Source organism: Rhizobium sp. NPDC090275 (assembly GCF_044772225.1).
GTDB lineage: Bacteria > Pseudomonadota > Alphaproteobacteria > Rhizobiales > Rhizobiaceae > Rhizobium.
The window spans coordinates 56,067-79,003 of the sequence record NZ_JBIVYL010000008.1 but is presented as its reverse complement, the minus strand read 5'-3'; the positions used below and the strand labels follow the sequence as shown (position 1 = coordinate 79,003).

Sequence of the window (22,937 nt, the reverse complement as noted above, 5' to 3'; positions counted from 1 at the left end):
CCAACAATGTATCGTTGCCTCGCCAGAGCTAATTTAAGGCTTCGTTAACCACGTTGCCGATAGGAATTGTTAACCGTCCCGCCGATGTCTGGTGGGTGTCCGCTAAGCGTCGGCCTGCAGATGAAACAACTACTCCCGGCATTTTCTCGCCGTCTAGGCTTGTTTACGGCGCTGGCGTCCATCGCACTGCCTGCACATGGCTTTGCGCAATCGGCCTGGTCCGGGGCTACGGACAACGATTTCAGCAACGCGGCGAATTGGACCCCAACCGCGCCCGATGCCACTGACACGGCGCGCGTCGATAGCGGCTCTCCTCAAGTCTCCAACGAAGTGACGGTCGGCCACCTGGATGTGGGTGGCGGCAACGTTACCATCAGCAATACAGGCGTATTGACCACGACGAACGGCACGACGATCACGTCGGGCACCGTCAGCATCAACAGCGGCGGCGTGATGAACTCGGATGTCAGTCTCGATGGCGGCAGCTTGTCCCTCGACGGCCACCTCAACGGCCAACTCGATCTCAACAATGGCAATGTTTCGGTCAACGGCACGCTCGGCAGTGCCGTCGTTGGGGCGGGGACAGCACTTACGAACAGCGGCACCACAGGTCAGGTCAATGTCTCCACGGGCGGAACGCTCGTCAACAATAGCGGTGGGACCATCGAGGCGGTTACGAACGCGGGCACCGCTTCGAGCGCCGGCACGGTCGGCGACGTAACGAACACAGCGGGCAGTTTCACAAACGACGGCACCGTGACGGGAAGGACGACCGTCTCGGGTGGTACGGTCACGAACAACTTCGTCATCACCGACGCCGATGTCGCGGCAGCCGCGACCTTCGTCAACAATAGTGGAGCGACCGCAGGCGCCGTGACAAACGCCGGCACCGCGTCCAATGCCGGCACGGTGGCGAGCCTCACCAACACGGCAGGCAGCTTCACCAACAACGCTGGCGGCATCATCACAGGCAAGACTGCCGTCGAAGGCGGAACCGTCACGAACAACTTCGTGATCACCGACGCCGATGTCGCCGCGGCCGCAACCTTCGTCAACAACACCGGAGCAACGGCAGGCGCTGTCAGGAATGCGGGCACGGCCAGCAACGCCGGGACGATTGCCTCCGTGCAGAGCGATGGCGGGACGTTCACCAACAACGCCGGCGGAACCGTTACCGGCGGCACGAACATCAGCGGCGGCAGCGTCACGAACAATGCGAGCCTGAATAACGTCAATGTCGGCACGGCCGGCACGTTCACCAACGCCAGCGGGGCAATCGCGGGCGCTGTCACCAATGCCGGCACGGCATCCAATGCTGGCACAATCGCCAGTCTGACCAATACGGCGGGCACCTTCACCAACAACGCGGGCGGCACGATCACCGGGGCGACTGCCGTTGAGGGTGGAACTGTCACGAACAACTTCGTCATCACGGATGCCGATGTCGCCGCTGCGGCAGCCTTCATCAACAACACGGGCGCCACCGCCGGAGCCATCAGGAACGCCGGGACCGTCACCAATGCCGGGACGATCGCCTCCGTGCAGAACGACGGCGGGACATTCACCAACAATGCGGGTGGCTCGGTGACCGGCGTGACGACCGTGGCCGGTGGCAGCGTCGTCAACAACGCGACATTGGCAGATGTCGATGTCGGCGCTGCAGGCAACTTCGTCAACAACAGCGGGGCGACGGCGGGGACAGTGACGAATTCCGGCATGGCCGCGAACGACGGAATGATTGCGGCGCTCCAGAATAACGCTGGGACATTTTCCAACACCGGCACGATATCTGGCACAGCCACGGTTTCCGGCGGCTCGCTGATCAACGATGGGGTTATATCCGGGGCCGTCGACGTCGACGATGGCGGCCTGCTATCCGGCAACGGCACCGTCGGGGGCATTCTCGTGAACGCAGGCGGCATATTGGCGCCAGGCCCGGGGATCGCAACGCTGGGGGTCAATGGCGACGTGACGTTCGCGACGGGCTCCACCTATCAGGTTGACATCGCGACCAGCGACCTTTCCGACAGAGTGGATGCGACGGGCACCGTTTCCATCCAGGGCGGGACACTTGCCGTCAAGGCAGCAACCGGCAATTACGCGACAGCAACCAGCTACACGATCCTGACCGGCGGCAGCATAACCGGTACGTTCGACACTGTGACGAGCGACTTCGCCTTTCTATCGCCAACGTTGATATACGACGCCACCACCATCGACATGCGGCTGGATCGCAACGGCGTGCAATTCGCGGACGTGGCCGATACGGCAAATGGCCGGGCAACCGCCACGGCCGTCGAAGCGCTGGGATCAGGCCGCGCCGTCTACGACGCGATCCTGTCGCTCGACACCGCCACTGCCGCGAGTGCCTTTTTGCAGCTGAGCGGCGAAGCCCATGCTTCGCTCAAAAGCGCTTTGCTATGGCAAAGCCGCTTTCCGCGCGAAGCAATCCTCGACGAGATCGCCTGGGGGCCCCATCAGCGTGAAACCGACGCAACCTTCTGGACCTCCGGATTCCTGTCGTCTAACGTTCTGTCAGGCGGCGACAACGCTGCCGGGATCGATGCGCGCTTCACTGGTGCCCTGTTCGGGGCGGATGCGCCGGTCTCCGATCACTGGCGTGTCGGCGGCATGGTCGGTTACGGTCAACAATCGTTCGATCAGGTAGACGCAAACGCTTATTACGCCGGGCTTTACGCCATGGGCGATATCGGCCCCGTGCAACTCGCCGGAGGCGCCATCTACGCACACAACGAAGCATCCACGCGGCGTGATATCGCATTTGGCACATTTACGGACCAGCTATCGGCAAACTATGCGAGCGCCACCAGTCAGGTCTTTGCCGATCTTTCGTGGACCTACGAGTGGGACATGGTCAAAGTTCAACCGTTCGCGAATCTGGCCTACATCAATCTCGATACTGATGGCTTCCAGGAGAAGGGTGGCGACGCCGCACTCTCGGTAACCGGTGGAAACGCCGCGATCACCTCATCAACGGTCGGACTGCGCTGGGCGATGGATTGGCCGGAAAACGAATTGCCTCTCTCCGTTTCCGGCTTGCTGGGCTGGCGGCATATCGCAGGCGACGTAACGCCGTACTCGCGCATGGCGTTTTCGGGTGGCTCGCCCTTCATAATCGAGGGCACAGAGATACCTCGTGATTCCGTCATGGCGGAGATCGGCGTCTCCGCGAAGCTCTCAAAGTCCGCGCGGTTAACGCTGAACTATTCCGGCGAATTCGGCAAAGGCCTTCGCTCCAACGCCATCCAGATGAACCTCGCAACGAGCTTCTAAGACCACGGCTCTGATTGTCAGCAACAGCCTGAAGCACCAGCGATATTTACCTCCGTCACCTGGCACCGACGCGCCGAATTGCGAAACGCATCACCTCATGCATCGGTATGAGTGGCGTAATCACGTGCACGCAACACCTCAACTCAATTTGACGCATATCGATTTTAAAGTTGACGCGCGCAAAGTTTAGTGATGAATAGGCGGCGTCGGTTGGCTCAGGAGGCGGCCAGATCCGGCGGTCCCAAGCACAGGCCTCGATACGTTTCCGGGAGGAAGAATTGACTATTTCTCACATCGCAAAGTCGCTGCTCGTCTCCGCCGCGTTCACGCTGGTCGCCGTCACCGCGCAGGCCGAGGGTATTGGCGCATCGCTGCTGACGCAGCAGCATCCTTTCTATAACGAGCTTGCCAAGGCGATCACCGCTGAAGCCAAGGCGAAGAACGTCTCCGTCGAGATCGCGATTGCCAATCAGGACCTGAACAAGCAGCTCGCCGACATCGAGGACTTCATCGTCAAGGGCGTCGACGTCATCATCATGTCGCCAGTCGACAGCAAGGGCGCGCTCGCAGCAGTCGCTCGCGCTCAGGCCGCCGGCATCAAGGTCATCACCGTCGACGTTCCTGTCGAAGGCGCCAAGGTTTCGTCCTACATCGGCACCGACAACTACGCCGGTGGCGTCAAGGCGGGCGAACTGATGGCCGAACAGCTCGGCGGCAAGGGCAATGTCGCGATCATCGACTATCCGCTGGTCCAGTCGGTCGTGAACCGCGTCAACGGTTTCAAGGAAGCCATTGCCAAGCACCCCGACATCAAGATCGTGTCTATCCAGACCGGCATCACCCGCGCCGAGGCTCTCGCTGTTGCGCAGAACATGCTGCAGGCAAACCCTGACATCAACGGCATCTTCGGCTTCGGTGACGACGCGGCTCTTGCTGCAGCGGTTGCGGTCAAGTCTTCCGGCCTGACTGGCAAGGTCAAGGTCATCGGCTTCGACGGCATGCCTGAGGCGATCAAGGCTGTCGACAGCGATCCCGACATGGTTGGCGTGATCCAGCAGTTCCCGGACCAGATGGGCAAGCTCGCCGTCGATACCGCGCTGGACCTCAAGGCCGGCAAGGACGTGCCTGCCGAGCAGCCTATCGTTCCCGGCGTCTACGTCAAGAAGCAGTAAGTCCTCCCAAGGCGCACTGTGCGAAGGTCCCAAGTATCGCACAGTGACCGCTCCTTCCGGCGGCCGGGCTCTTTGACGGACCGGCCGCCGGAAAGCAGCGACATCTCCGCGACAAATCAGAGCGCCCCACGCATCCATCCGATGCCTGCGGCTCTTGGTGAAAGGTGACGCCATGGAAACCTCCGGCGACAACGCGATCCTCGAGATCAAGGACATTACGAAAGTTTTCGGCGCGGTGACCGCGTTGAAAAGCATGCAGCTGAAGGTCCGCCCCGGCAGGGTCCATACGATCCTCGGCGAAAACGGCGCCGGAAAATCGACGCTGATGAAGATCCTCGCCGGCGTCTACCAGCCGACATCGGGCTCGATCCTCCTCGACGGCAAACCCTATGCGCCGGCCAATCCGCAGGATGCGGCGGCAGCGGGTCTGACGATCGTCTTCCAGGAGCTCAGCCTCTGCAACAATTTGAGCGTGGCCGAGAACATTCTCGCGACCCGCGAGCCGACCAGGGCCGGCTTCATCAACGACAAGGCGCTGGTGCGCCAGGCAGCCGCGATCGTCGCCGATCTGAAGCTGCCGATATCCGTCCAGGAGCGCGTCGGCGACCTGTCGATCGCCCAGCGCCAGCTGGTCGAGATCGCCAAGGGCCTCAGCATCGACGCCAAGGTCGTCATCCTCGACGAGCCGACATCCTCGCTCAGCGACAGCGAAGCCGAAATCCTGTTCGAGATCATCGCGCAATTGAAGGCGCGCGGCGTGGCCGTGATCTACATCTCGCACCGCATGGAAGAGATCATGCGGCTCAGCGACGACATCACCGTCGTGCGAGATGGCAGCTACATCACCACGCGCGACAAGTCCGAAGCCACAATCGACGAGCTGATCGCCCTGATGGTCGGCCGCGACATGAACGAGATTTATCCGCCGCGCGATGTACCCGCTCCAGCGCTTACCGAAAAGCCGGTTCTGGCGGTGAGCGGGCTCTCCAGCCACGACGAGTTCGAGGATATCTCCTTCGATGTGCGCCCGGGCGAGATCCTCGGCTTCTTCGGCCTGATCGGTTCCGGCCGCTCGGAGGTAATGAAGACACTGTTTGGCATGACGCAGCCGACATCCGGCACCATCTCGATCGACGGCAGCGCGGTGACCATCACCTCCCCCGTCGATGCCATCAACCGGCGTGTCGGCTTCGTCACCGAAAACCGCAAGGAAGAGGGGCTGGTGCTCAGCCACAGTGTCGAGAGTAACATCTCGATGGTGGCGCTAGACAACTATTCCAACCCCTTCGGCTTCCTCAAGCGCCGCCGCGAACGCGACGACGCGAAGGTGGAAGTCGGCCGGCTCGCCATCAAGACGGCGTCGCTCGAGACCTCGGCGGGATCGCTGTCCGGCGGCAACCAGCAGAAGATCGTGCTGGCCAAGTGGCTGCTGACCAAGCCGAGGATCCTCATCCTCGACGAGCCGACACGCGGCGTCGATGTCGGCGCCAAGTTTGAAATTTACAAGATCATCCGCCAGCTGGCGGCGGAAGGCACGGCAATCCTGCTGGTGTCCTCCGAACTCCCCGAAGTCATCGGCATGAGCGACCGCGCCGTCGTGATGAGCGAAGGGCGGGCCACCGCCATCGTTGCCGGCGATCAGATGACACCGGAGAAGATCATGAGCTTTGCTACGGGATTTGTATTATGAGCGACAAGAGCGCAGCCAATGCCGCATTCCGGCAGGTAATGAAGCAGTATGGCGGTATTTTCCTATCGCTGATCGTCCTTTGCGTGATCTTCTCGATCACCAACCAGCGGTTCATGTCCGTTGCCAATTTCCTGAACGTGCTGCAGCAGGTATCTGTCATCGCGATCGCCGCCTTCGGCATGACCTGGGTCATCCTGCTGGGTGAAATCGACCTCTCGATCGGCTCGATCATCGCGGTCGCCGGCATGGTGGGCGCGCAATGTTTCGCGTTCGGCATGGGCTTCGTTCCCGCCCTCGTCCTGACACTCGCAGCCGGCGCGCTTCTGGGTCTCGCCAATGGCGTCCTGACCGCGAAATTCCTGCTGCCGTCCTTCATCGTCACAGTGGCCACGATGGGTATCTATCGCGGCATGGTCAGCCTGCCGACGAACGGCGCACCTGCGATGATCATGGAGCCGACCTGGACGGCCATCGGTACCCAGAGCTTCATCGGCATCCCGATCGTCATCTGGGTCGTGGCGGTGCTTTTCCTGTTCAACCACATCCTGCTCAGCAAGACCAAGTTCGGCCGCCGCGCCTATCTGACCGGTGGCAACCGCGAGGCAGCGCTCTATTCCGGCATCAAGGTCGATCGCCTGAAGATCATCATCTTCATGATCTCGGGCATCATGGCGGCGATCAGCGGCATCCTGCTGTCCTCGCGCCTGTTCTCGGCCCAAACCAACGCCGGCATGAGCTACGAGCTCGACGCCATCGCGGCAGCCGTTCTCGGCGGCACGAGCCTTGCCGGCGGTGTCGGCACCATGATCGGCACGCTGATCGGCGCGCTCATCATCGGCGTGCTCAACAACGGCATGAACATGTTGTCGGTGCCTTACTTCTACCAGCTCATCGTCAAGGGCCTCGTCATCCTCGTCGCCGTCTATCTCGACGTGCGCTCGAAGCGCGCCAAGCAGTAACCCTCAAGAGCAGATAGCCATGTCGAAAATCCTCACCATCGGCGAAATCCTGGTAGAAATCGTCGCCACCAATCGCGGCAACGGCTTTCGTGAAGCTGTGCCGCTGATCGGCCCCTTCCCTTCGGGCGCACCGGCCATCTTCATCGATCAGGTCGGCAAGCTCGGCCAGGATTGCGCCATCATCTCCCGCGTCGGCGATGACGACTTCGGCTGGGTCAACATCAATCGCCTGACCGAGGACGGTGTCGATGTCTCGGGCATCGAGATTGTCCCGCAGGGCACGACCGGCAGCGCCTTCGTGCGTTACCGCGAGGACGGCAGCCGCGCCTTCGTCTTCAACATCCGCCACAGCGCCTGCGGCGAGATCGAGCTTTCGGACAAGACGCTGACGCTGATCGACACCTGCACGCACATGCACGTCATGGGCACCGCCCTCTACGCGCCAAGCGTGGTGAAGAGTATCCTCACAGCCGTCGAACGCATCAAGGCCGCTGGTGGCACAGTGTCCTTCGACCCCAATCTGCGCCCTGAAATCCTCGATAGCCCGGGCATGCGCGAGGCGCTGCAGACCGTGCTCTCAGTGACCGATCTATTCATGCCGAGCGGCGAGGAACTGTTCCTGTTCGCCGAGGCAAAGACGGAGAAGGAAGCCGTCGCCGAGCTGCTCGCCAAGGGCATCAAGGCCATCGTCATCAAGCGTGGCGAAAAGGGTTCCAGCTATTTCGACAAGACCACCCAGATCGATCTTGAGGGCTACAAGGTCGAGGAAGTCGACCCGACCGGCGCCGGCGACTGCTTCGGCGCGACCTTCGTCACCTTCTGGCTGAAGGGAATGCACCCGGCCGAAGCGCTGCGTTACGCCAACGCCTCCGGCGCCCGCGCTGTCACCAAGGCCGGCCCAATGGAAGGCGCATCCACCCAAGCCGAACTCGACGCCCTCATCAAAGCGCAAGGACAAGCCTGACATGCAGAAGAGCTACCTCACGGATATCGCACAATGGCGCCACGGCAATGGCGTAAAGGGCATTCCCTCGATCTGCTCAGCCCATCCCCTCGTCATCGAGGCGTCGATGCTGCATGCTCTGAAGCAGGATGCTCACCTGCTCGTCGAAGCCACCTGCAACCAGGTGAACCAGGACGGCGGCTATACCGGCATGACGCCTGCCGATTTCCGTGCCTTCGTGGAGAAGATAGCGGCCGAGACCGGCTTCCCGCTTGAAAAGCTGATCCTCGGCGGCGACCATCTCGGTCCCAATCCATGGAAGAGCCTGCCCGCCGACGAGGCGATGGCCAAGGCCTGCGTGATGATCGAGGCTTTCGCCAAGGCCGGCTTCACCAAGCTGCATCTCGATACCAGCATGGGCTGCGCCGGCGAGCCGGTCGCCCTGCCCGACGCGATCACCGCTGAGCGCGCAACGAAGCTCGCCTCCGTGGCCGAGGCGGCACTGAAGGGCTCGGATGGCATCAAGCCTGTTTACATCGTCGGCACGGAAGTGCCGATCCCCGGCGGCGCCATGGAAGAGATCGAAGAGCTCGAGGTGACCAAGCCGGACGCCGCGCGCGAAACCATTGCCATCCACCGCAAGGCTTTCGAGGCCGCCGGCGTGTCGGACGCGTTCTCTCGTGTGGTCGGCGCCGTAGTCCAGCCGGGCGTGGAATTCGGCAACGAAAACGTCATTGCCTACGCACCGGAAAAGGCGGCCGCACTGAGCGCCACGCTTTCGGACATGCCGGGCATGATCTTCGAGGCCCACTCCACCGACTACCAGACCCGCGACATGCTGCGTCAGCTCGTCTTGGATGGTTTCGCGATCCTGAAGGTTGGCCCCGGCCTGACCTTTGCACTGCGCGAAGCCTATTACGGACTCGACCAGATCGCCGCCTTCTTGTTTCCTGATATGCGCAAGGAGACGCTGGTTGCCACCATCGAGCGCGTTCTGACCGCGGATCCGAAGAACTGGGACAAGTATTATCACGGCACGGAGGCCGAAAAGCACATCCAGCGCCACTTCAGCTACAGCGACCGTATCCGCTACTACTGGCCCCAGCCGGAGATCGACGCGGCCGTGAAGGCGCTGTTTTCGCTGTTGGATGGCGTGCAGATCCCGGAGACTCTGATCAACCAGTACCTGACCGGCGCCTATGTCGGCGTGCGTGACGGGAAGGTCAAACCGGATGCCCGTTCGCTGGCGCTTGCGGCCGTCGACCGCGTGCTGGAAGATTACTTCGAAGCTTGCCGCGCCTAAAGGCGCGGCTTGCGCCGGCGCAAAAGTTTTGATTGAACTGCACCAACGATTTCAATCGATTAAATAAAAAATGAGTGGGACGCGCGTTTGTCAGACAGGCCGATCAGAACGATGGAGGACTTTTCCGAGTATGTCGGCCTGTCGCGGCCGACCGTCTCGAAGTACTTCAACGACCCGAGCTCCGTGCGGCGCAAGACCCGCGACATCATCGAAGCCGCCCTCAAGGAGAGCGGCTTTCGCCCCAACTTGTTTGCCGTCAACCTCAATCGCCGGCGCAGCAACATCATCGGGATCATCATTCCCAATTCGACGGACCCATTCTACATGGCGCTGACGCGCCGGGTCGAGCTCATCGCCAATGATGCCGGCTTTCTCGCCTTCGTGCTGTCGTCGGATGGCAATGCGCTGATGGAAGCGCGCGCCATCGAAACGCTCAAGTCGATGAACGTCGCAGGCGCAATCATTGCCCCGCTTGGCGTGCAGTCACACCACGAGACATTGCTTACGCTGTCTGCGTCGATCCCGCTGATCTTCGTGGATTCGCCGCTGGACGATGTCTCTCCCTTCGTCGGCACCAACAACCGCCAGAGCTTCCAGCTGATCGTGGACTATCTCTGCCGTTCGGGAGAGCCGCCATGCTATCTCGGCATGCCGTCGGTCAACACCAATGCGTCGACCCGCGAGACGGCCTATCTCGAGGCGATGACCGAGCTGCGGATGGAGCCGATCGTGCTGCCGATCGAGCGGGCGGCTGGCTGGGACTTCGAGAAATTCGGCTATGACGAGACGAAGCGTATTCTCGAGAGCGGAGGCTTTCCGACCGCGACCATACTTTGCGCCAACGACCGCGTGGCATTCGGCGCCATAGCGGCGGCATTTCAGGCTGGCGTTAAAATTGGCCGCACGCCCGATTGTAGCCTGCGCATCGCCGGCCACGACGACCACCCGCTGTCCCGCTATGCCTGCCCGCCGATCACCACCGTGGCGCAGAGCTACAACGACATCGGTCGCATTGCCATGCAACTGCTGCTGCAGAAACTGGATCAGGAAGCTGAGGGTTCGGCATCCAACGGACCCGAACAGGTCCTGTTGAATGCCGAGATCATTTTGAGACAATCGGCTTAGGCGCTCTTCAACTGAACGCCAGTCGCCTTAGGCCTCTGGCGCCACCATGACCTTGTCCAGGGTTATGGGCAGGTCACGGATACGGATCCCGGTGGCGTTATAGACGGCGTTGGCGACAGCCGCGCCGACGCCGGTGATGCCGATTTCACCAATGCCGCGCGCGCCCATCGGCGCCTGAGGATCGGGCTTGTTGGTATAGATGATATCGATCGCGGGAACATCCATCTGTACCGGCACGTGATACTCTGCAAGCGAGGCATTCACGACCCGGCCGGTCCGCTCGTCGAAATTGGTTTCCTCGGTCAGCGCAAGCCCGATGCCCATGACGATGCCGCCCTTGAACTGGCTGGTCGCTGTCTTGGAATTTAGAATCTGGCCAGCGTCAAAGGAACCCAGGAAACGTGACACCCGAATTTCACCGGTAATCGCGCTGACCCGCACCTCGCAGAACTGGGCGCCATAGGAATGCATGGAAAAGACTTCCATCTCCGCCGGCGCCGGCGCATCCGCCTCGCACACGAGTTCGTCACGTCCAGCCCTTGAAAGGATGGACTGGTAGCTTTCGAACCGATCGGCGTTGTCGCGATGGCCAAGCCCGCCGTCTCGCGGCTCGACATCGGCGAGCGACAGACCGGCGAGTGGCGAATCATTGCCGGCAAGTTTGATCAGTTCCTCGACGAACACCTCGGTCGCGGCGATCACCGCCCCGCCGATGGAAGCCGTCTGCGTCGAGCCGCCGGCAATCACCCCGCGTGGCAGGCTGCTGTCGCCATATTCAAAGGTGATATTTTCGAACGGAACGCCTAGGCGGGCAGCGATGTGCTGCGCCTGGGCCGTCGCTGTTCCCATGCCCATGTCATGGACTGCGGTCGAAACGGTAACGTGCCCCTCCACCGTCAACCTGATCCGCGCTGCACCGCCGGGAAAGCGGTGATAGGGATAGGTTGCCGTGGCGCAGCCCATGCCAATCAGCCATTCGCCTTCGCGTTTCTGGCGTGGCGTTTCGCTGCGGTTCTGCCATCCGAAACGTTCGGCGCCTTTCTCATAAGCCTCGATTAGGAAACGCGATGAAAACGGCTTACCGGTGGTCGGATCCTTTTCCGGCTCAATACGACGGCGCAATTCGATCGGGTCGAGCTTCAGCTGTTCGGCCAGTTCGTCAAGCGCGCATTCGAGAGCGAAAGTACCGACAGACTCGCCTGGCGCCCGCATGAATGTGTTGACGAGCATGTCCATGTCGGCCACGTCCTGCTCAAGCTTGAAAGTCTTGGCCGCGTAGAGATGGCGGGCTGGAAAGGTGAACTGTTCGGGACAGGAATTGTGTGGTGTCATCGCCGCGGTGCCTGTATGGATCAGCGCCTCCAGCTTTCCATCAGAACTCGCGCCGAGCGCCACCCGCTGCTCCGTCACCGTACGGCCGCCGACGATACGAAAGACACCTTCGCGGGAAAGCATGATGCGCACCGGCCGTCCCGCCATTTTCGACGCGGCAATAGCGAGGATCTGGTGGTCCCAGAGACACTTGCCGCCAAAGCCGCCTCCGACATAAGGAGAAGTCACCCGCACCTTGTCCGGTTCGAGACCAAATATGTCGCCGAGCTGGCCAGCCGTTAGATCGAGCAATTGGCTGGCATCGTGCAGATGCAGTTCATCGCCGTTCCAGGCGACGGTGGCGGCATGCAACTCGATGGCATTGTGGTTATGGCGCGGCGTGCGGTAGGTAACATCCACCTTGACTGCAGCGTTTGCCAGCGCCGTTTCGGCATCGCCGATCTCGAGCAACGGCGGCTGACCAAGCAGCGTTTCCAATTGCCGCGGCGTTTTCTTTGCCTCCTCGAAGGAGAGGACGGCCGGCAGGCTCGCATAGGCGACCTTGACGAGCGAGGCAGCGTAGTCCGCCTGTTCCTGCGTTTCAGCCAGAACGAGCGCGATCGGCTGGCCGTTCCAGTGGATTTCGTCGTTTTGCATCACCGGCAGATCACTCGAACCGGCCGCGGTCGGCGACGACATCATCAGCGACGGCGCTTTCATGCGCGGTGCGTTGTGATAGGTCATGACAAGAATGACGCCTGGCGCACTTTCTGCTGCAACCAAGTCAAGCGATGTGATCCGGCCACGTGCGATGCTGCTATAGGCAAGCGCTGCATAACTGATATTTTCATAGGGAAACTCTGCTGCGAAACGCGCTTTCCCCTGAACTTTCAACGGACCGTCGATACGCGAGACGGGATGCCCAAGCGCACCATGCTTGTGCAGCATCGGATCGGTGGTGACGGCAGGTTGCCAGCGTCCGGATGTTTTGACTCCGGTCTGAGGTTGAGCGCTCATGCGTTGTCTCCCTTCAATTCGTCGAGAACGGCAACGATCGTGCGTTTCGCCAGTTCGATCTTGAATGCATTGTCGCGCAGGCCGACGGCATCGGCGAGCTCGGCTTCAGCGGCAGCGCGGAAGGCGGCCGTGTCGGCTGTCTGGCCTTTAAGAACAGCTTCCGCCTTCAAAGCGCGCCACGGTTTGTGAGCGACTCCACCCAGTGCCAGCCGAACATCCCGCACCTTCCCCGTTTCATCGAGATCGAGCGCGGCGGCAACGGAGATAAGCGCGAAAGCGTAGCTGGCGCGATCACGAACCTTTCGGTAGGTCGACCGGTTCGCGAATGGCAGTGCCGGAATTTCAATGGCCGTAATCAGTTCGTCCGGCTGCAGGTCGGTCTCTAGGTCTGGGCGATCTCCCGGCAGGCGGTGCAGATCCCGCAAGGGAATGCTGCGAGTACCGGCCGTGCCCTGGAGGTGAACGACGGCATCCAGCGCAACAAGAGCCACGCACATGTCTGACGGGTGAGTGGCCACACAGGCGTCGGAAGCGCCAAGGATTGCGTGGTACCGATTGAAACCTTCCAGAGCATCGCAACCAGCCTGCGGCTGGCGCTTGTTGCAGTGGGCCGCATTGTCGTAAAAGTACCGACAGCGGGTGCGCTGCAAAATATTGCCCCCGACCGTCGCGACGTTGCGTATCTGTGCACTCGCACCCGCCAGGATGGAACGCGACAGCAGTGGATAATTCGATCGTACCGCCGGATGCGCTGCGACCGCCGTGTTCTTAGCGGCGGCGCCGATAAGCAGACTGCCATCGGCGCGTTGTTCGATATCGCAGGCGAGATGGGTGATATCGACCAGCGTTTCCGGCTGTTCGACAGTCTCTCGCATCAAATCGACGAGATTGGTGCCACCGCCAAGGTATTTGGCGGCAGGACCGGCATGTTTCAACGCTATTGCCGAGGTGGCGTCCGACGCTTGATGATAGGAAAAGATGTTCATGCCCGTGCCCTCTCCTCGGATGGAGTCGCAGCCCGATGGGCCAGCGTTTCGGAGATCGCCTCGACTATGCCGTTATAGGCGCCGCACCGGCAAAGATTGCCGCTCATGCGTTCGCGGATTTCGCGTTCATCGATCGGAATATCGGAGGCTGCCAGATCGTCGGTCACGACGCTCGGGATGTTGCGCTCTATCTCGCCCGCCATCCCGATGGCGGAACAGAGTTGGCCAGGCGTGCAATAGCCGCACTGAAACCCGTCATGCTCCACGAAAGCCAGCTGTAGCGGATGAAGGTTGCCATTTGCCGCGAGCCCCTCGACCGTCGTGATGTTGCGGCCCTGATATTGTACCGCCAGGGCCAGACAGGAATTGATACGTTCGCCATCCACCAATACGGTGCAGGCGCCACACGCACCCTGGTCACATCCTTTTTTCGTTCCGGTAAAACCCAGATAGTTGCGCATGAGATCGAGCAGCGACGTGCGGATATCGGCCTCGACCTCTATTGCCTCTCCATTGATGGTAAAATGCATCAGGACATCTCCTTTGGCTGAAACGCAGGCGATAGGTACCGCCGTATAACAAAACTCGACACAAAGCTTCCGGCGCATTGACCGCGCGGCAGCACATAACTTCAAGCCTCCGCAAGGGCCGCTTGCCGACTGGCGGCAATATCCGCGACCACCGAGAGGGCAAGCGATTGGGCATCACGGGTCCGTCCGAAAAGACCAATCGGCGCTTTGATCCGGTCTATCGTTTTCTGTGAATAGCCAAGATCGCTAAGGCGTCGCATGCGTTTTTCATGCGTTCGACGGCTGCCAAGCGCTCCGAGATAAAACGGCCGTGCATGCAATGCGGCCTCGAGAACGGGTATTTCGAGGTCCAGATCATGTTGCAAAAGGGCGACGGCCGTGTCGGCGTCAATCAAGTGTTCGTCGGGTATCCCGCCGGGAACCGCGTCATACACCAGAACCTCATAATCCGCTGCCCGCGCCACCTTGGCAGCGACCTCGACCTCTAGCGTGCGACCTGAAAGAAGTATCCTTGCGCGCGGCCGATAAGATGTCAGGAAGGCCCCACCTTCCCAGCCGGTCTCGGTCGTTCCCGACTGAAAAGCGAGTGACTGCACGCTTGGCACATAGGACAAAGAGGCGCTCTCGCGACGCCGCAGACAGTCGACAACGGCCCCGATCGGCCTAACGTCGTGCAACACATGGATCGCGACAGTGACACCACCCCCACACGGCAGAAGGATATCGAAGAAAGGCGACCCTTCGCCGAGCATGACCGTACGATCTTGCCGCTCCAAAAGAGCTTGCAACGCCTCTGCCGCAATAGCCGCTTCGGTGCATCCGCCCGAGACATACCCGCAATAGAGACCGTCATCGGCGACAGCCATATGAGCGCCAAGTGGTCGGGACGAACCTCCACGAATTTCAACGAGTGTGCAAAGAGCGACGCGATGTCCGCTTTCCATCGCTCGGAGCGCGAAATCAAGAATCTCCAGCACACTGTCGGTCGAGAACGCTTTCGTCGGCGTCTGGTGGTCCACCTTAAGATTATTCGGCAGGTCGAGATAGGCATGGCTGTGATGAATGCGGAACTCGCTGCCTTCCCGATTGTTATGCAGACTAAAATCGATCGACTTCGTCATTGCACGCTCCCGCTTATCGACATGTGTTACGCTCAAAAGTCGCGGCCATGAAGCCTGCATATTTTTGAACTCTGCCCGATGTCGGCCTTGATTTCAGCATGACATCCAGCCCCGAACTAATTTAAGAATTAAATGGCGCCGAACCAAATCGGAGGCGCCTCCGTTTAACGTAGTGGCTGGCGCGTTATCGTCAAGTCTTCGGTTTGGAGAAAATATTCGAGTGTCGAAGGAGTCGCCGCGAATTGCGCCTGCAAGGCCTCACATGCGCGCAGATGCACGCCGCAATCGGGATATTCTGGTCGAGGTTGCCGCCAATGCTTTTGCAGAACGCGGCGCCAAGGCATCACTCGAAGAAATCGCTCGGAGCGCAGGCGTTGGGATCGGCACGCTATACCGTCATTTCCCTACGCGTGAACATCTTGTTGAGGTCGTTTATCGGCGCGAGTTGGAGTTGCTCGCCAGCGCTGCCGCCGAACTGATGGCAGAAAAAGAGCCGGACGTCGCCCTTGAGGAGTGGATGCATCGGTTCGTCAGTTACATGGCTGCGAAGCGCGGTATGGCCAACAGCCTGAAACTGCTGTTCACATCCAACTCGGCATTATTTAACGAAGGCTCGCAACTGCTGCAAACGGCGTTTGGCCAATTGCTTGACAATGCGGCAGCGACCGGAGCGATCAAGGATGACATCGCATCGGCGGATGTGTTGAATGCCTTGTTCGGCATCTACTCGATACCCGACGGACCGGAGTGGCACGAACGGGCACACCGGATCGTCCGTCTTGTCATGGACGGTTTGCGGCGCTGAATTTCAGGTCGCTTGGGCGGCGCCCGCCACAGCAGCCACGCCGCCCCGACATTCCCCTACAGAAAGTCATCTCGCCGAGGCGTGAAGGTGTCGATCAGCAGTCCCTTCTCCACTGCAACGACGCCGTGCACGAGGTTAGGCGCCACGATGAAGCTGGAGCCGGCACCGAGTCTCGTGGTGACGCCATCAATGGTGACATCGAAGGCACCTTCGGCGACGTAGCTCACCTGCGTATGCGGATGCGAGTGCAGCGCGCCGATGGCGCCGGGCTCGAAGCGGAAAGCGACAAGCATCGCCTCGGGGCGATGGGACAGCACGGCGCGGCGGTTGCCGGGCGCGACTTCGGTCCAGATGATGTCGTCGGGAAGCGTGTAGTGATCGGCCATCATAATCTCCTATCGGGCAAGCCAGCCGCCATCGACCGGCAGCACCGTGCCATGAACATAATCGGAAGCGCGCGAGGCAAGATAGACCGCCGTGCCCGCCATATCCTCGGCCTTGGCCCAGCGGGCGGCCGGGATGCGCTTCAGGATATCGGCGCTGCGCTCGGCATCGGCGCGAAGCGCCTCGGTGTTGTTGGTTTCGACATAGCCTGGCGCGATGGCGTTGACGTTGATGCCCTTCGACGCCCACTCGTTCGCCATCAACCTGGTGATCCCCGCAAGCCCGCTCTTTGCGGCCGTATAGGACGGAATGCGGATGCCGCCCTGGAAGGCGAGGAGCGAGGCAATGTTGATGATCTTTGCCGGCGATTGCCGCCCGACCGCGGCTTTCGCGAAGGCCTGGCAGAGGAAGAACACCGATTTCAAGTTGGTGTCGAGCACCGCGTCCCAATCCTCTTCCGTGAACTCCAGGGCGTCGGCGCGGCGGATGATGCCGGCATTGTTGACGAGGATATCGGGCGAGGCGCCGGCGGCAAGGGCGCGTTCGACAACGGCCTTCGCTTCCCCGGTATCGGACAGGTCCGCCTTGAGCGATACGAACCGGCGCCCCGTCGATGTGACCGCGTCCGCTGTCTCGTCCATCGCCGAGCGGCCGACGCCGACGATGTCGGCACCCGCTTGCGCAAGACCAACGGCGATAGCCTGGCCGATGCCGGTATTGGCGCCGGTGACGATGGCCCAGCGGCCGGTGAGATCGAAAAGTATCATCGCAGGTCTTCCATCGGTACCTTGTCCATATCGGTGAAACTCATGTTATCGCCGGCCATGGCCCAGATAAAGGCGTAGCGGCCGGTTCCGGCGCCGGAATGGATCGACCAGCCGGGAGACAGTACGGCGTCGTGGTTCTTCAGCACGACATGCCGCGTCTCGCTCGGCTCTCCCATGAAATGGAAGATTCGCGTCTGCTCCTGCATGCCGAAGTAGAGATAGACCTCCATGCGCCGATCATGCACATGCGCCGGCATGGTGTTCCAGACGGAGCCGGGCTCGAACATGGTCAGCCCCACGAGCAACTGGCAGCTGTCGCAGACATCGGGGTGGACGTACTGGTTGATGGTGCGGGCGTTGGATTCCTCCGCCGAGCCGACGACCACCTTCCTCGCCATTTCGCGGGTGATGTGCACCGTCGGGCACGTCCGATGCGCGGGCGCGCTCAAGAGGTAGAAGAGCGCCGGCTCGCCTTGATCGCGGCTTGCGAAGCTCAAGGCTCCCTCGCCCATTCCGATATAAAGCGCTTCCTGAAAGCCGAGTTCGTAAGCCTTACCCCCTACGCTGACGGTACCGGCGCCGCCGATATTGACGATGGCGGCCTCGCGCCGGTCGAGAAAACGCTCCGTGCCGGTCTGGGCGATCGCGGCGATCTCGATAGGCTTGGTGTCCGGCACCACCCCGCCGACGATCATGCGATCGAGATGGCTGTAGGTGAGATTGGCCTCGCCCGGGCGAAACAGGTTGTCGATCACGAAGCCGTCCCGCAGGCCCTGCGTGTCGCGCCTTGCCGCATCTTCAGGTCCAACGACCTGGCGTACTGATACTGAAATGGTCACGGGCTATGCCCTTTCTGTCTGTTGGGTGGGATCAGGTGAGCACGACATATTCGGTCAGCTGGTTGATCGTCGTGTCCGCCTTGTCGACATCGAACACCTTGGTGCCGTGGCTCATGATCACGAAGCGGTCGCAGACCTGATAGGCGTGGTAGATGTTGTGGGTCACAAGCACGCTGGAGACGTTTTCCGCCTTGAGCTTCAGCACCTGGTTCAAGAGTGCTTCCGTCTCGCGCACTGAGAGCGCCGAGGTCGGCTCGTCGAGAAGCAGCACGCGTTTCTTGAAATAGACGGCGCGGGCGATGGCGACGGCCTGTTTCTGGCCGCCGGAGAGATTACCGACGAGCGTATCGGGGCTGTCGATGCCGGATATGTGTACCGCGTTCTGCAGCACCTCCATGGCGATCTCGCGCATTTCGCGCTGGCGCAAAAAGCCGAAGCGATCGGTGAGTTCGCGGCCCATGAAGATGTTGCGGGTGATCGAAAGCGAATCCACCAGCGCCGTATGCTGATAGATGGTTTCGATACCGGCATCGGCGGAGTCCGAGCGGCAGGTGAATGCCGTCTTCTTTCCATCGACGCTGAGATAACCGTCCGTCGGCTTGTGGATGCCGGAGATCAGGTTGACGGTCGTCGACTTGCCGGCGCCGTTGTCGCCGAGCAGCCCCACCACTTCGCCTTCGCCGATATGGAAGCTCAGATTGCGCAGCGCCGTCAGGGCGCCGAAGCTTTCCGAGATGTTGTGCAGTTCAAGAAGATTGGGGGCCGACATCACGCAAGACCTCGCCGCTCGATAAGATGGTTGAAGATGGCGGCCAGCACGATCAGCGTCGCGATGAACATGTCGAGATAGAAGCCCGGTGCGCGCAAGAGAAGCAGCACGTCGGTGATGGTGTGGATCAGGAGCACGCCGAGGAAGATGCCGATGATCGAACCTCGGCCGCCGCGCAGCGACAGTCCACCGATGACGCAGGCGGCGATCGCCTGAAGTTCCAGTCCTGCGCCCTGCCCCGGCTGCACGCTGCCGACACGCGCCGTTGCAATGATGCCGGCCACTGCCGCCATGCCGCCGGCGATTGCGAAGGCCACCAGCTTGACGCGGTTGGTGTTGATGCCGATCGCTTCCGCAGCACCCCGATTGCCGCCGGTGGCGAACACATGGTTGCCAAAACGGTGACGGTGGACGAGGTAATGGAAGCCGACGACGAAGAGCACGATCCAGATGAAGGCGGCGTTGATGCCGAGTAGCGTGCCGGAAAACAGGCTGGTGAAGATCGGCTCCGGATCGAAGCGCACCTGAACCGCGCCGTTATAGAGCAGCACCGCGCCGCGCCAGAATAAGAGGCCGCCAAGGGTCACGATGAAGGATGGCAACCCGAAGCGCAGTGTGATGTGGCCGTTGAGCAAGCCGATCATGATGCCGGCCAAGACGCCGAGAGGGGCAGCTATGAAGGCGCTTATTCCGGCGCCGACGAGGCTTGCCATCAGGATGGCGGTGAAGGTGTAGACGGAGCCGATGGAGAGGTCGAATTCGCCCGCGATCATCAGCACACCCGCGCCGAGCGCCAGGCAGCCAAGCACGGGGATTGCCTTCATCAGGATTGTCAGGTTCTGCGGCGAGAGGTAGCGGAACTGATCGGGATAGAGCAAGGCGCCTGCAATGCAGACGATCTGCAGCGTCATGAAGACGAGGAAGATCGCGCCTGCCGGCATTGCCATGATCTGCCGGATAATCGGTTGTTTCTGCGTCCGCGACCGGGGCGCGGCACTTGTCTCAAGAATTGGTGTCACGGTCTGGTACTCGATCGATTGGAGACGGAGAACCTGCCGGCTTGGCCGGCAGGCTCCCACGAAACGCGGTTAGCGGAAGCTGCCGATCAGCGGCTTGACCGAGCTGATGCGCGACTTGTCGAGGAAGGCGCCCTGGCCGGTGTCGACGTCGGTCGGGGTCAGCCCGTACTTCTTCGAAAGCGCGATCTGGGCGATCGGGTAGTAACCCTGCAGATAGGGCTGCTGGTCCATGGTCGCGAACATCGCGCCAGATTCGACCGCATTGACGATCTCGACCGCGAGATCGAAGCCGCCGAACGGGACCTTCACGCCCGCGTCCTTGATGGCGCCGGCGCCAACGGTCGAGGTGACCGAGCCCGTGCCGAACACGGCCTTGACGTTGGGATTGGCGATCAGGAACTGCGCCATGATGTTCTGCGCTTCGGCCGGATCAAGCCCGGCGCGAACCGTCTCGACCTTGATGCCGTTTTCCTTCATCGCCTTCTCGATGCCGCCGCCACGCGCGACCGCGAAGCTCGCCTCGGGGATTTCGCGCGGATTGAAGACGACGTCGCCGGACTTCAGGCCGAATTCCTTGATCATCCGGTTGCCGAGTTCGTAGCCGGAGGAGAATTCGTTCATGCCGACATAAGCCTGGCGGCAATTGCCCTTGGCGCCTTCGAGGTCGTCATTGTTGAAGCCGATGACGACGATGCCGGCCTTGACTGCCGCGCAGATGCTTTCGTCGAATGCATCCGACGAAGAGATCGACACGGCAATGCCATCGACGCCGGCTGCAGTGGCGCTCTCGATCAGGTCGTTCTGGCGGACTGGATCGTTGTTGGCATACTGCACGTCGAGATCGACGCCGAACTGTGCCGCCGCGTCCTTGGCGCCCTTCACCACGGGGTTGAAGAACTGGACACTCGGATCGAGATAGATGATCATCGTTGCCTTGACGTCGGCCGCCAATGCCGTAGATGTCATCATCGTGGCGATACCCGCGGCGAGTGCCGCGGTTTTCAACCTGGTCAATTTCATTTGCGTATCCTCCCTTATGGATGTGCAATGTGGGTCGAAAGACCCAAGTCTCGGCTGGCGGGCTCCGACCAAAGATCACGCCGGCCGAGATTTTCCTCCCAGACGTTCCGCTTCTCCCAAAGCGGAAACGCCCTATCCCTTACTTCCCTGAAGCGCGTCGCGATCTTTCAGATTCGCTCATGTGCTTCAGCTTCTTGTTTCGTCGCATGTCTTTATCCTGAAACCGGTGACCACTTTCGGGAGACATGCTTTAGCCGAACCACGGCGCCGGTCGCCCGAGCGTCACGTGCACGCCCTTGAACTGGGAATATTCATCAAAGCCATAGCGGCCGAGTTCGCGGCCGAGGCCGCTTTTCTTGTAGCCGCCGATCGGCAGCTCCGGCGTGCCGTCGATGACGCTGTTGATCCAGCAGCGGCCGGCGCGAATACGACGGATGCTCTGCATGGCGTTTTCGAGATTGGTGGACCAGACCGAGGCGGAAAGGCCGAACTCGCTGGCATTGGCGAGTGCGACGGCCTCGTCCGCGGTCTTGAAGGTCAAGGTCGAAAGCACCGGCCCGAAGATCTCCTCGCGGGCGATCGACATCTCGGGCTTCACGCCGGCGAATACGGTGGGGGCGTAGTAGATGCCCTTGTCCTTGCCGACGCGCTCGCCGCCGAGCAGCAGTTCGGCACCCGATGCGATGCCGGCTTCAACATAGGAATGAACCTTGCCGACATGGGCTTCCGAGATCATCGCGCCGATCTTGGTGCGGTCGTTCAGCGGATCGCCGAAGGTCACCTTGCGCGAGATGTCGATCAGCCGCTCCATCAGAGCGTCGCGGATGCCTTCCTGAACTAGGAGCCGGCTGCCTGAAATGCAGCACTGCCCGCCATTGTGATAGACGCCATAGGCGATGCCATCGGCGGCCGCCTCGAGGTCGGCATCGGCAAAGACGATCTGCGGCCCCTTGCCGCCGAGCTCCAGCCCGACGCGCTTGACGCTGCGCGCTGCGATCTCGCCAAGCTTGGTGCCGACACGCACCGAACCGGTGAAGGCCACCATGTCGACGCCGGGGTCTTCGGCTAGCACCTGTCCGGCCGGATCGCCGTAGCCGGTAACGACGTTGAAGACGCCATCGGGAATACCGGCCTCACGCGCCAGTTCCGCCATGCGGATCGAGGTGCCCGAGGTGAACTCGGACGGCTTGAGGACGACGGTGCAGCCGGCGCCGATCGCCCACGGCACGCGCTCGGAGGCGATGATGAAGGGGAAATTCCAGGGCGTGATGATGCCGACGACGCCGACGGCTTCGCGCAGCACGAGACCTAAGCGGTCGTCGCCGATATTGTTGTGCGCCTGGCCTTCCAGCGCGCGCGCCTGGCCGGCGGCGTAGGACCAGAGGTCGGCGCAGAAGCCGATCTCGCCGCGTGCCTGGGCGATCGGCTTGCCGACTTCGAGGCTCTCGGCCAGAGCCAGCTCTTCTTGGTGCGCGAGGATGAGATCGGCCACCTTGAACATCAGGCGCGAGCGCTCCGCACCCGACATGCGCGGCCACGGGCCGGTGTCGAAGGCCCGGCGGGCGGCGACAACGGCCAAACGCACATCATCGGCCGAAGCTTCCGGCCAGGTGCCGACGACGACGCCCGCATGACCGGGGCTGACGCGGTCAATCGTGCGGCCGGATGCAGCATCCACCGACTTGCCATCGACAAGCATCTGGTAGCGGGATTTAATGTTCAGCCGCGGATCACTGGAATCAGGCGCAATGAAATTGGACAGCACGTTTCCCTTAAAGCCGACACATCGTGCCGGCCCTCCCTTTTTACCCGGTTTCAGACCACCGGATTTATGTTGCGTTTGAATTGTATGGTACTGTATGGTGGTTTAAATTGGATGTCAA

The 22,937-nt window shown here is 61.3% G+C and carries 19 protein-coding genes; 8 read left to right on the top strand and 11 right to left on the bottom strand.

Features of this window, described 5'->3' with window-relative positions; all coding sequences use genetic code 11:
- The first annotated feature begins 120 nt into the window (after positions 1-120).
- The 7 genes from ACIQUB_RS20505 to ACIQUB_RS20475 all read left to right on the top strand — a co-directional run bounded on the left by ACIQUB_RS20505 (position 121) and on the right by ACIQUB_RS20475 (position 10,486).
- Entirely contained in the window at positions 121-3,294 is a 3,174-nt protein-coding gene (locus ACIQUB_RS20505; RefSeq protein WP_402931629.1) for an autotransporter domain-containing protein, read from the top strand.
- A gap of 284 nt (positions 3,295-3,578) precedes the next feature.
- Complete coding sequence (locus ACIQUB_RS20500) at positions 3,579-4,466, top strand: substrate-binding domain-containing protein (protein WP_402931985.1); 888 nt, start codon at positions 3,579-3,581, stop codon at positions 4,464-4,466.
- A 172-nt stretch (positions 4,467-4,638) separates the two neighbouring features.
- Entirely contained in the window at positions 4,639-6,156 is a 1,518-nt protein-coding gene (locus ACIQUB_RS20495; RefSeq protein ID WP_402931628.1) for a sugar ABC transporter ATP-binding protein, read from the top strand.
- Complete coding sequence (locus ACIQUB_RS20490; RefSeq protein WP_037179243.1) at positions 6,153-7,115, top strand: ABC transporter permease; 963 nt, start codon at positions 6,153-6,155, stop codon at positions 7,113-7,115. Before ACIQUB_RS20495 ends, ACIQUB_RS20490 begins: the two co-directional genes overlap by 4 nt.
- Before the next feature lie 19 nt (positions 7,116-7,134).
- A complete protein-coding gene (locus ACIQUB_RS20485; RefSeq protein WP_402931626.1) occupies positions 7,135-8,079 on the top strand; it encodes a sugar kinase in 945 nt (314 codons plus the stop codon).
- 1 nt (position 8,080) lies between these two features.
- Complete coding sequence (locus ACIQUB_RS20480) at positions 8,081-9,361, top strand: D-tagatose-bisphosphate aldolase, class II, non-catalytic subunit (protein WP_402931624.1); 1,281 nt, start codon at positions 8,081-8,083, stop codon at positions 9,359-9,361.
- A gap of 111 nt (positions 9,362-9,472) precedes the next feature.
- Complete coding sequence (locus ACIQUB_RS20475; RefSeq protein WP_402931983.1) at positions 9,473-10,486, top strand: LacI family DNA-binding transcriptional regulator; 1,014 nt, start codon at positions 9,473-9,475, stop codon at positions 10,484-10,486.
- A 27-nt stretch (positions 10,487-10,513) separates the two neighbouring features.
- On the opposite strand, the gene ACIQUB_RS20470 is transcribed toward ACIQUB_RS20475, so the two are convergent.
- From ACIQUB_RS20470 to ACIQUB_RS20455, 4 genes are all read right to left on the bottom strand, one after another.
- Positions 10,514-12,814: a xanthine dehydrogenase family protein molybdopterin-binding subunit gene (locus ACIQUB_RS20470; RefSeq protein WP_402931623.1), complete on the bottom strand. Its 2,301-nt coding sequence runs from the start codon at positions 12,812-12,814 to the stop codon at positions 10,514-10,516.
- Positions 12,811-13,800, bottom strand: coding sequence for an FAD binding domain-containing protein (locus tag ACIQUB_RS20465; protein WP_402931621.1), 990 nt, complete (start codon positions 13,798-13,800; stop codon positions 12,811-12,813). Before ACIQUB_RS20465 ends, ACIQUB_RS20470 begins: the two co-directional genes overlap by 4 nt.
- Positions 13,797-14,330 carry a 2Fe-2S iron-sulfur cluster-binding protein gene (locus ACIQUB_RS20460; protein ID WP_402931981.1) on the bottom strand — a complete coding sequence of 178 codons (534 nt, stop codon included), beginning with the start codon at positions 14,328-14,330 and terminating at the stop codon, positions 13,797-13,799. Before ACIQUB_RS20460 ends, ACIQUB_RS20465 begins: the two co-directional genes overlap by 4 nt.
- A gap of 101 nt (positions 14,331-14,431) precedes the next feature.
- Positions 14,432-15,451 carry an XdhC family protein gene (locus ACIQUB_RS20455; RefSeq protein ID WP_402931619.1) on the bottom strand — a complete coding sequence of 340 codons (1,020 nt, stop codon included), beginning with the start codon at positions 15,449-15,451 and terminating at the stop codon, positions 14,432-14,434.
- A 262-nt stretch (positions 15,452-15,713) separates the two neighbouring features.
- Between ACIQUB_RS20455 and ACIQUB_RS20450 the strand changes: the two genes are divergently transcribed.
- On the top strand, positions 15,714-16,256 hold the full coding sequence (locus tag ACIQUB_RS20450; RefSeq protein WP_402931617.1) for a TetR/AcrR family transcriptional regulator: 543 nt from the start codon (positions 15,714-15,716) through the stop codon (positions 16,254-16,256).
- 56 nt (positions 16,257-16,312) lie between these two features.
- Here ACIQUB_RS20450 and ACIQUB_RS20445 read toward each other — a convergent pair whose 3' ends face one another.
- The 7 genes from ACIQUB_RS20445 to ACIQUB_RS20415 form a co-directional block, all read right to left on the bottom strand.
- Entirely contained in the window at positions 16,313-16,642 is a 330-nt protein-coding gene (locus tag ACIQUB_RS20445; protein WP_402931615.1) for a cupin domain-containing protein, read from the bottom strand.
- A gap of 9 nt (positions 16,643-16,651) precedes the next feature.
- The gene (gene kduD, locus ACIQUB_RS20440; protein ID WP_402931613.1) at positions 16,652-17,407 is read right to left on the bottom strand and encodes a 2-dehydro-3-deoxy-D-gluconate 5-dehydrogenase KduD; all 756 of its coding nucleotides are present in this window, start codon (positions 17,405-17,407) and stop codon (positions 16,652-16,654) included.
- Positions 17,404-18,246, bottom strand: a complete 843-nt coding sequence (kduI, locus tag ACIQUB_RS20435; protein ID WP_402931611.1) for a 5-dehydro-4-deoxy-D-glucuronate isomerase — start codon at positions 18,244-18,246, stop codon at positions 17,404-17,406. The genes kduD and kduI overlap by 4 nt, the downstream gene beginning before the upstream one ends.
- A gap of 31 nt (positions 18,247-18,277) precedes the next feature.
- Positions 18,278-19,015, bottom strand: coding sequence for an ATP-binding cassette domain-containing protein (locus tag ACIQUB_RS20430; RefSeq protein WP_402931609.1), 738 nt, complete (start codon positions 19,013-19,015; stop codon positions 18,278-18,280).
- A complete protein-coding gene (locus ACIQUB_RS20425; RefSeq protein ID WP_402931607.1) occupies positions 19,015-20,034 on the bottom strand; it encodes an ABC transporter permease in 1,020 nt (339 codons plus the stop codon). Before ACIQUB_RS20425 ends, ACIQUB_RS20430 begins: the two co-directional genes overlap by 1 nt.
- A 69-nt stretch (positions 20,035-20,103) precedes the next feature.
- Positions 20,104-21,054, bottom strand: coding sequence for a substrate-binding domain-containing protein (locus ACIQUB_RS20420; RefSeq protein WP_402931605.1), 951 nt, complete (start codon positions 21,052-21,054; stop codon positions 20,104-20,106).
- Between the two features lie 250 nt (positions 21,055-21,304).
- Entirely contained in the window at positions 21,305-22,819 is a 1,515-nt protein-coding gene (locus ACIQUB_RS20415) for an aldehyde dehydrogenase family protein (RefSeq protein ID WP_402931604.1), read from the bottom strand.
- Positions 22,820-22,937 lie beyond the last annotated feature (118 nt).